This is a genomic window from Thalassotalea sp. ND16A (assembly GCF_000764205.1).
Classification (GTDB): Bacteria; Pseudomonadota; Gammaproteobacteria; order Enterobacterales; family Alteromonadaceae; genus Thalassotalea_A.
Genome location: NZ_JQDZ01000011.1, coordinates 31,011 through 40,834 on the forward strand (window position 1 = coordinate 31,011; position 9,824 = coordinate 40,834).

General features: G+C 44.2%; 6 protein-coding genes. 5 read left to right on the top strand and 1 reads right to left on the bottom strand.

Annotated elements, in window-relative coordinates; genetic code table 11:
• Positions 1-9: 9 nt before the first annotated feature.
• On the bottom strand, positions 10-552 hold the full coding sequence (gene smrB, locus ND16A_RS16715; protein ID WP_033076067.1) for an endonuclease SmrB: 543 nt from the start codon (positions 550-552) through the stop codon (positions 10-12).
• 71 nt (positions 553-623) lie between these two features.
• On the opposite strand from smrB, the gene prmB reads away from it, so the two are divergent.
• The 5 genes from prmB (at position 624) to ND16A_RS16690 (ending at position 9,608) form a co-directional block, all read left to right on the top strand.
• Positions 624-1,559 carry a 50S ribosomal protein L3 N(5)-glutamine methyltransferase gene (prmB, locus tag ND16A_RS16710; protein WP_033076068.1) on the top strand — a complete coding sequence of 312 codons (936 nt, stop codon included), beginning with the start codon at positions 624-626 and terminating at the stop codon, positions 1,557-1,559.
• 3 nt (positions 1,560-1,562) lie between these two features.
• Entirely contained in the window at positions 1,563-2,651 is a 1,089-nt protein-coding gene (aroC, locus tag ND16A_RS16705; protein WP_033076069.1) for a chorismate synthase, read from the top strand.
• 32 nt (positions 2,652-2,683) lie between these two features.
• A complete protein-coding gene (locus ND16A_RS16700; RefSeq protein ID WP_081945430.1) occupies positions 2,684-5,017 on the top strand; it encodes a DUF748 domain-containing protein in 2,334 nt (777 codons plus the stop codon).
• A gap of 216 nt (positions 5,018-5,233) precedes the next feature.
• Positions 5,234-8,320: an efflux RND transporter permease subunit gene (locus ND16A_RS16695; protein ID WP_033076071.1), complete on the top strand. Its 3,087-nt coding sequence runs from the start codon at positions 5,234-5,236 to the stop codon at positions 8,318-8,320.
• Positions 8,321-8,528: 208 nt separating this feature from the next.
• The gene (locus tag ND16A_RS16690) at positions 8,529-9,608 is read left to right on the top strand and encodes an efflux RND transporter periplasmic adaptor subunit (protein ID WP_081945431.1); all 1,080 of its coding nucleotides are present in this window, start codon (positions 8,529-8,531) and stop codon (positions 9,606-9,608) included.
• Positions 9,609-9,824 lie beyond the last annotated feature (216 nt).

Consider the following 9,824-nt stretch of genomic DNA (forward strand, 5'->3'; position numbering starts at 1 on the left):
AATCCGTTTTTACTTGCAGAAGTCATCGCCTTTTAAATCGATCAAAACCAATAACGCGCCATTACCACCATATTCAAGCGGTGCCTGGTGAAATGCCATGACATCCGGGTGTTGCACTAACCAGTGCGGTACTTTGTTTTTTAAAATACGATTACCAATGCCATGAATAATACAGACACAATTTACGTGCTGTTTGGGGCAAGCGGCCAGTAGCGCGGCAATTTCTTGTTTTGATTCTTGCTGTTTCAGGCCATGCAAGTCTAAAATTAGCTCTGGAGAGTATTCGCCCCGGCGCAAGCGCTTAGCTTCAAAGCTATCAACATCATCTCTGACGTATTTCATTGGGCCCTTAGATTCTAGATTGGGCTCAAATTCATCAGAAAAGAAAAACTGTTGTTTTTCAAATTGTTGTTTTTCTTTTTGTTGTTGGGTTTTCTTCTTGCTGACACGGGTCCGCGGGTGTATGGTGTCGTGCTTAATAGGCTTTACCGGGCCTATCGCCTGTTTGAATAACGTTTTATCGTCGTCACAAATTAGATCTTTTAATTTCATCCGCTAATTGTAATTTATAGCAGCAGAAATTAATACCACCATGAACACCCATTTTCGCTTAGGAGAAAGCTTTGCTTGAATTAAATATAGAAGAAGTCACCACCGACTTGCATACTATCAGCGATTTTTTACGTTGGAGTGTGAGCCGATTTAATGAAGCAGACTTGTATTATGGCCATGGCACCAATAACGCCTGGGATGAAGCGGTAAGCTTAGCCTTATTTGCCCTGCATCTGCCAGACAACATGGACGATGCGATCATGCAAACCCGGTTGACCAAAACGGAAAAGATAGATGTGATCAATTTGGTGTTACGTCGTATTGATGAACGCATTCCTGCAGCCTATTTAACCAACCTTGCTTATTTTGCCCGTTTGCCATTTTATGTCGATGAACGAGTGTTGGTGCCGCGCTCGCCTATTGCAGAATTAATTGAGCAAGGCTTTAACCAGCAAATAACCGCAGAGCCGCAACGGATACTGGATTTATGTACTGGTAGTGGTTGTATTGCCATCGCCTGTGCTTATGCATTCCCGCAAGCAGAAATTGATGCCCTGGATTTATCGGTTGATGCGCTAGATGTGGCCAGTTTAAATATTCATAACCATGACCTTACAGAACAAGTTATTCCAATAAAATCTGATGTTTTCTCTGGCGTATCTGGGGTAAAATATGATTTGATCGTAACCAACCCGCCTTACGTTGATGCGATGGATATTGGCGATATGCCAGATGAGTTTCATCATGAACCAGAAATGGGCCTGGCCTGTGGTGAAGATGGCCTGGATATTGTGCGTACCATACTGGCACAAGCGAGTGACCATTTAACCGATAATGGCGTGTTGATTTGTGAGGTAGGTAACTCCATGCTTCATGTCGATGCCTTGTATCCGCAAGTGGATTTTAGCTGGATAGAATTTGAACGCGGCGGACTTGGCGTTTTTGCGATTAGCAAGCAACAATTAGAGCAACATAAACAATTATTTTTAGAGCGAGTGAAAAACTAGATTATGGCCGGCAATACAATTGGAAAACTTTTTAGCGTAACCTCGTTTGGCGAAAGCCATGGTTTGGCCCTTGGCGCCATCGTCGACGGTTGTCCTCCTGGCATTGAATTGTGCGAGGAAGATTTACAGTTCGACCTTGATCGTCGCAAACCGGGTACTTCACGCTTTACTACAGCACGACGGGAAGCCGACGTGGTAAAGATTTTGTCCGGCGTATTCGAAGGCAAAACCACAGGTACACCGATTGGCTTAATGATAGAAAATACCGATCAGCGCTCGAAAGATTATGGTGACATTGCGCAAATGTTTCGCCCTGGCCATGCCGATTATACTTACTGGCAAAAACATGGTATTCGCGATTATCGTGGTGGTGGCCGCTCTTCGGCCCGCGAAACGGCGATGCGAGTTGCTGCTGGCGCAATCGCCAAAAAATACCTTAAGCAAAAGCTGGGGATGAACATTAAAGGCTGTGTCAGCCAAATTGGTGATGTTGTTGCCGAAAACTATGACTGGGATGAAGTCAGAAATAATCCGTTTTTCTTCCCGCAAGCAAGCAAGGTGGAGCAGCTCGAACAGCTACTTAAAAACATCTTAAAAGAAAAAGACTCGATTGGCGCCGCGGTGAAAGTGGTTGCCGAAAATGTTCCTGTCGGTCTTGGTGAGCCGGTATTTGACCGCCTGGATGCCGAGCTGGCGCATTCATTGATGAGTATCAATGCGGTGAAAGGGATAGAAATTGGCGATGGCTTTGCCTGTGTCAATCAACGCGGCTCAGAACACCGTGACGAAATGACCCCCGATGGCTTTTTAAGCAACTCTGCTGGCGGTGTACTGGGTGGCATTTCATCAGGACAAAATATTATTGCCAATATTGCGTTAAAACCAACCTCAAGCATTGGTATTAGTGGCAAAACCATCAACATCAAAGGTGAGCCTGCCGATATCATTACCCGTGGCAGACACGATCCTTGTGTCGGCATCAGGGCCGTCCCTATTGCGGAGGCGATGATGGCGATTACCATTATGGACCATTACTTGCGCCATATTGCGCAAAACGGCGATGTAAATTGCCCGACGCCAATTATTGAGTAAATGATTAACAACACTTTATTTAATCAATCTGTATGTCTACACTTAATCCTTTAATGTCCCAGCATAAATTTAAACTAATTTTCGTTAGCGGTATATTGCTGTTTTTAGTACTTTTCCCTATTGCTTTTAAATTTTGGCTAATTGCCAAAATTACCGACCAGGGTTTTGAAACTGCACAGATTGAAGACGTTGATATCAATATTTTTACCGGCCAAGTGGCTTTAAAGAACGTTTATTTATTCCATCAGGGCACTGAAAAATTAGCTTTGGGAGAGCTGAAGGTTGATTATCGTTGGCAAGGTATTTTCAGTGGCGGCCTAACTACAGAGTTGGTTGAGATCAGCGATGCCAATATGACTATTCGTGAAGATGACAATGGTCAAATTGAAGCGATAATTCCGATCATCAATACCAATAATCAACAAGCCAATTCGGTTGATAGTAAGCCTACCACCTTAAACTTGCCAAATTTAGATGTCGACTTGGTTCGCTTCAACAATATCACAGCCATTATTGATGTTGCTAATTTTCAAAGCGTATTTAAAATTAACAGTTTTCGTTTAACCCGGGCTTCCACCTGGCATGACAATCCTGTGGAGTTGGCGCTGCATGGACAATTAGGCGAAGCACAAATTGATGTTGACCTTAGTGCACAGCCTTTAATAAAACAACCAAGTGTTAAAGGGCGTATATCGGTACAGGGCTTTCAGTTAAAGAGTTTGCATAATCTACTGCCAAGGCCAATAAAAGATCTGTCCGGGAGAATAGATAGCAATATATCCATTTCCGGGATAAGGCATGATAGCGATAGTTTAAGCTTTGATATCAGCGGTCAACTTAATACCAGTAAGCTGCAGGCTGAATTACCTGGAACGATCTCGACAGTTGCCAGCATTAGTCAGCAGATTGACTTAACCTTGAATATTGTCGGCGAAGAATTTAGCTTTTTGAGTAAACACGACATTGCCGTTGATGATTTGCAGGTTATTGATCCTGAACAGAAATACACCTTGGCAAGGAACGAGAAATTGGCTGTTGAACAGTTAAGTATTGATGACAGCATGCACCTGCAAATAGGCAATTCAGTATTTACTAATTTGCAGTTGATCAGTGACCACAAATCAGCAGCAGTGGCGGTTAAAGAACTGCAAGTTAAGGCCATTGATTATCGCCTTGCCGACAACGATATTGCGATTGGTGATATCACTGCTACCAGATTACAAGCGATTATTGAGCAATTAGAAGATGGCTCCTATGCCGCCGTAGAGAAATTAAATAACACCTTTAAATTAAAACCGGCAAATGAGCAAGAGCCGTTAGAGCAGCAGAGTAAAGAGAACGATCCTGCCGCCATAGCGTTTTCAATTGCTGCTATCAAGCTGCAAAGCGATAGTGCGATAACGTTGCTCAAACGAGAGCCGCAGCATCACCTAAATACCCAAATAAAGCTGGATAGTTTTTTTCTTGAAAACATAGACGCTCAAAGTCCTGACACTTATTCCCCGTTTCAACTCAAGGCAAGAATAGGGGAATACTCGACCATTGATATTCAAGGAAAATCAAAATTTTTCGCGCAACCAGTCAGTGTTATCGCAGCGGGAGAAGTTGACGCCATTTCTTTGCCTGAAATATCGCCATACATCGAATCCATTGTTGGCTACCAATTTACCAAAGGGCAAGTGGACCACAAATTCTCTCTTTCTTTAGAGAATGATCAAATTGATATGAGTAATGATTTATTGATCCGAAAAATGGAAATCAAAGATTTAGCAAATAATGACAGCATAAGCACTATACCGCTACCTTTTGCCATTCAAATGCTTGAGGATAGCAATGGCTCTATCGATCTTCAGGTACCTGTTAAAGGTGATTTAAGCAATAGCGAGGTGGGCTTAAGGTCACTTATTCAAAAAGCCCTGACTAAAGCCCTACAAAAAGGCTCGCTGGGTTTTTTAAAATTGGCATTACAACCTTATGGCGCGATTGTAATGGCTACCGAATATGTGGTTGATGAAGCCAATAACATTAATTTTGAACCCATTCTAATGACCACAAATTCAACTCTGCTGTTGCCAGAAAATAGCGACTATGTCGACAAAATCACCAATTTGATGGAAAATAAGGAAGATTTAAGTATCAGTTTATGTGGGGTGGCCAACGAAAGTGATAAAACTGAAATTATGCTCAGTCAGCAGCTTGCTGAAGGTTCTACAGAGCTTAAGTCGGCGTTACTTGAATTAGCAAAACAACGGGCTAATAGCATTAAGTCATTGTTAGTAGAGGTAAAAGTTAACCATAAACGTTTATTCTCTTGTAAACCAAGCTATCAACAGCAGGGAGTTTCAGGTGTAAACATATCGATGTAGCCATTGCCAATAAACTAAACGGCTTGTTTAATATAACTTACAACGCACTACTTGTTACTTGCAACTGTGTCAAAATGTGTCAGCGCATTGCAAATTATTTCTGCTCAGTAACTCACCGCAAATAATGCTCAGTTAAGCTGATCACATTATCGAAACCTGAAATAGTTGTTAAATTATTGTTAATCAATTCAGCGTCATCAGATTAATGGTATAACAATGAAACTCACCTCTAATGCGTTAAATTCTCCAGCGGCTGTCGCCGTTGCCGTTGCGCTAATCTTATTGGTTGGCTTGCTCAGCTTAAGCAAACTGCCAGTACAACTGTTTCCCGATATTGAAAACCCACGAATCGCCGTTCAAACCTCCTGGCGCGCGGCATCACCGCAAGAAATAGAATCGGAAATTCTTGAACCGCAAGAACAGGTATTACGGGGTATTCCTGGTTTACAGTCGATGAATGCGTTTGCCAATCGTGGCAGTGCTTTCATTAATCTTGAATTTGGCATCGACACCGACATGCAACAAACGTTAATGGAGGTGATTAGCCGGATGACTCGGGTGCAATCTCAGCCTCGTGATGCTACTCCACCAAGGGTGATGCTTGGCGGTTTTGGCGGCGGTAATCCAGCGTTAACGTTTTTCTTCTTGCAAGCGCTTCCGGGTAATGCAAATGACATTGATGATTACATCGATTTTGCCCAGGACTCTATTCGTCCTCGTATTGAAGCGATTGAAGGGGTAGCCAGTGTACAAATGTTCAGTGGCGAGAATCGGGAAGAGTTACAAATTCGCTTTGACCCATTAAAAGCGGCGGAATTTGGCATTGAAATTCCGCAGCTGATCTCCTTAGTTTCTGGCACTAATGATATCTCGGGGGGGTTCATTGATGTCGGCCGCCGACAATATACGTTACGGTTTAATGGTAAGTATGAAGTGGATCAGTTGTCGCAGCTCATTCTTGAGTCTCGCAATGGCCGCAACATTCGCTTAGCCGATATTGCCACAGTAGCAGTGAGTCGCGCTGACAAGCAGGAGGTAGCGGTACAAAACGGTAACCCAGCGTTTTCAATGCGCATCGATAGAGTCAGTGGTGCGAATGTATTAGACACGCTGAATCGAGTGAAAACGGAAGTCGAGTTGATCAATAAAGAGCTGCTAGCGGAAAAACAGCTGGTGATGATCCAGTCATTTGATGCCTCGGTTTTTATTTATCGGGCAATAAACTTAGTCACCAGTAACTTGTTTGTAGGCGCGGTATTATCACTGTTGGTGTTATGGTTTTTTATCCGCAGAGCCCGGGCTACGTTCATTATTGCCACCGCCATTCCAATCAGTTTACTAAGCACTTTTATCGTATTACAACTTACCGGCCGATCGCTCAATGTCATTTCACTGGCCGGCTTAGCGTTTGCCGTTGGTATGGTGCTCGATGCGGCGATTGTGGTGTTAGAGAATATCTTACGCATGCGTGATAAGGGGCTGAATGTACATGACAGTGCCGAGCAGGGCGCCAAACAGGTATGGGGCGCATTATTGGCCTCTACCGCGACAACGGTGGCCATTTTCTTACCGGTATTCTTCTTAAAAGACATTGAAGGGCAATTATTTGGCGACCTGGCCTTAACCATTGCTATCGCGGTGTCGGTATCGTTAATTGTGGCTGTGGTATTGCTGCCGGTATTGGCGAAACACTTCATCAAAGAGCAACAAATTAGCGACCCCAATCAGTCCCTTTGGCAAAGCATTACTGCCTGGGTGATGAAAATTACCCGTAACGGTAATAGACGGTTATTGCTTTCAGCCAGCTTGTTAGCGATCCCGGTGATGGTGACGATATTCGCCATGCCAAACCTGGATTATTTACCACCGGTAAAGCGTGATGCCGTTGATGCCAATTTGCAATTTCCTCCGGGCGCCAATGTGCAAACCATCGAGCGTGAAGTGGTAAACCCGATCATTGAACGGTTAAAGCCCTATATGAATGGTGAGAAGCAACCGGCACTGAAAAATTATTACCTGTTTTCTGGCCCCTTCGGCGGTAACTTAGGGGTAAGAGCCAAAGATCAATCACAGGTGGAAGAGCTGCTGAAAGTGGTTCGCGAGGAAGTATTAATCGATTTACCTGACACTCGGGCGTTTGCCAGACAAGGTAATTTATTTGGTGGCTTTGGCGGCGGCAGACAAGTGCGAATTCATTTGCAAAGCCGAGACACCCAAGCGTTGCAAAATGCTGCCAGACAAGGTGTTGAGTGGGTTAATGAAGCGATTGAAGGTGCCAATGTTCGCGCCAATCCAAGTCCGGATATGTCGGCGCCAGAATTACGCTTAACCCCGAAAGATCGCAACATTCTTGAGCAGGGCTGGTCACGCCGAGACGTAGGCCGGGTCGTCAGAACGTTAGGCGATGGCGTATACGCCGGTGAATACTTTAATGGCAGTAAACGCTTAAACATCATCGTCCGTTCAGAAGGTTGGAATGATCCGGATAATTTGGGGGATGTGCCACTGGTCACTGGCGCCGGTACTATTACGCCATTGTCTGAATTGGTGGATATTAGCCGCACGGTTGGCCCTAGCCGCTTAACTCGTATTGATGGCAATCGCACTATTACGTTAAATGTTAACCCACCGCAAGGCTGGTCATTAGAGCAAACGATTGCGGTGTTAAAGAACGAAGTAGAGCCGAAATTAAAGGCGGCATTACCGCAAAACAGTTCTATCGTTTACGGCGGCAGCGCTGACCAGTTAGAAAAGGCGATCACCGTAATGACTGAAAATTTCTTGTTTGCCCTGGTGATCTTGTTTTTATTGATGGCGGCCTTGTTCCGCTCGGTTAAAGACAGTGCTCTGGTTATTATTACCATCCCATTGGCAACGGTTGGCGGAATTCTCGCGTTGCAATTGCTCAATCTGTTTGTGTTCCAACCGCTGGATTTATTAACCATGATAGGTTTTGTTATTTTGCTTGGGTTAGTGGTCAATAATGCCATCTTACTGGTACACCAAACTCGTTTGGCCCAGCTACAGGGCGAAAGCAGAATGAATGCGGTACAACAAGCGTTGTCGTTAAGATTGCGTCCCATCTTTATGAGTACAGCCACCAGCTTTTTTGGCATGTTACCACTGTTACTTATTCCTGGGGCCGGTAGTGTGATCTATCGCGGTTTGGCGGCTGTCATTGTCGGTGGCCTAGCGGTAAGTACTGTATTTACCATTATATTACTGCCCTGTTTGTTACTACTAAAACGTGCTGATTTTGGTTTTAAAAGATCAGCAACGAATGCCATATACCAATTTGATTAATTAAGTGGTCTACTTTTTCATGAGGGAAAACGGATAAATACAAGGCATAAAATTTAGTAAGTAGTTATTCTACTTATAAATTTTATAACGCCGTAGTTATTTGTTTTAGCCATTAAAAATGATCAGATAATTAGTCAACTTGGTATTAATAACTGCGCCAGAGCAAAACACTTTACTCGCTGCGCCACAACCAAAGATTTAAGGAAAAATGATGAAAAAAACTATTTTGACTATGCTTTCCACCGCCTTGTTCGCAGGGTGTATGGCTGGCAGCATCGCGGTTGCCGCAGCAGGTGATGCGCAATTAGTGAGTATTGAAACCGCAAAAATGGAACAAGTGCAACCGCGCGTCTGGTTACCGGGCAATGTGGTCAGCCGCATGAATGCGCCTATTTCTGCCGAGCAAACCGGGCAATTGTTATGGATTGTCGACATTGGCAGCGAAGTTCAGCAAGGTGATGTCATCGCTCGTATCGATAATCGCAATTTAAAATTGTTGATGGCACAACAACAAGCGCAATCGAAACAATCTCAGGCAAACGTTGAATATCTAAGCAAACAAAAGCAGCGTTTGCTCACCCTGAGTGAAACCAACAATACCGCAGTAAGCGAATTGGAGCGTACCGAGAAGGACTTGCTCGTTGCCGAAAATGAAGTCATCGCCAAACAAATGCAAGTACAACAAACGCAATTAGCCATTGAAAAGACGGAAATAAAAGCACCATTTTCAGGGTTTATCAGTGAGCGCTTTGCTCATGTCGGAGAATTAATTAGCATCGGCCGTCCTATGGTGGTATTGGTTGATCCTAACGATCTTGATATTACCGTTGCTGCCCCTATCGCTATCGCACCGTTTTTGCAGTCGGGCGCGAAGGTAGCGGTGAAATGGCAAGATCAATTGATCGAATTACCGATCAGAACCTGGAGCCGAAGTGGCGAGCAGTCATCACGTACTTTCAGTGTCAGGTTGGCAGCAACAAATTTAGCCTTGTTATCCGGTACCGCGGTTAGTGTTTCATTACCCAAACAGAACCCTGCAGAGGCGCTACTGGTGCCTAGAGATGCATTACTTCTACGCCAAAGAGATACCTTTGTACTAACCGTAGATGAAGACTTAGTAGTTAAAAAAGTGAACGTATCGGTAGGTCAGGGGCAAGGACATTGGGTTTCGGTCTCAGGGGCGATCAACGCCGGTGATAGTGTTGTTGTTCGGGGTGGTGAACGCTTACAAGATGGGCAGAGTGTTCGTATTGATCAGCAAGTGATCGCGCTGGCCAAGTTGAATTAATACCTTGATATTTATCTTTAAATGCTCGCTGTCAAGCCAGGAGGTTCCCGCCTTCGCGGGAATGACGGTGTATTTTTTCTGATATTATTGGGGTTCTTGCTAGTTAGCGAATAATTGCCTAAACCTGATCATGAGGTGGTGATTATGAAAACTTTAGTCTTCGATTTAGTGAGTATAGGCGAGGCCGCAAAGCATTATGGTGTTTCAGTCGAAACT

Excerpts from the sequence above, each read along its gene's own strand:
- aroC (WP_033076069.1), top strand. The coding sequence starts at position 1,563 with ATGGCCGGCAATACAATTGGAAAACTTTTTAGCGTAACCTCGTTTGGC.
- ND16A_RS16695 (WP_033076071.1), top strand. The coding sequence starts at position 5,234 with ATGAAACTCACCTCTAATGCGTTAAATTCTCCAGCGGCTGTCGCCGTT.
- ND16A_RS16700 (WP_081945430.1), top strand. The coding sequence starts at position 2,684 with ATGTCTACACTTAATCCTTTAATGTCCCAGCATAAATTTAAACTAATT.
- ND16A_RS16690 (WP_081945431.1), top strand. The coding sequence starts at position 8,529 with ATGATGAAAAAAACTATTTTGACTATGCTTTCCACCGCCTTGTTCGCA.
- smrB (WP_033076067.1), bottom strand. The coding sequence starts at position 552 with ATGAAATTAAAAGATCTAATTTGTGACGACGATAAAACGTTATTCAAA.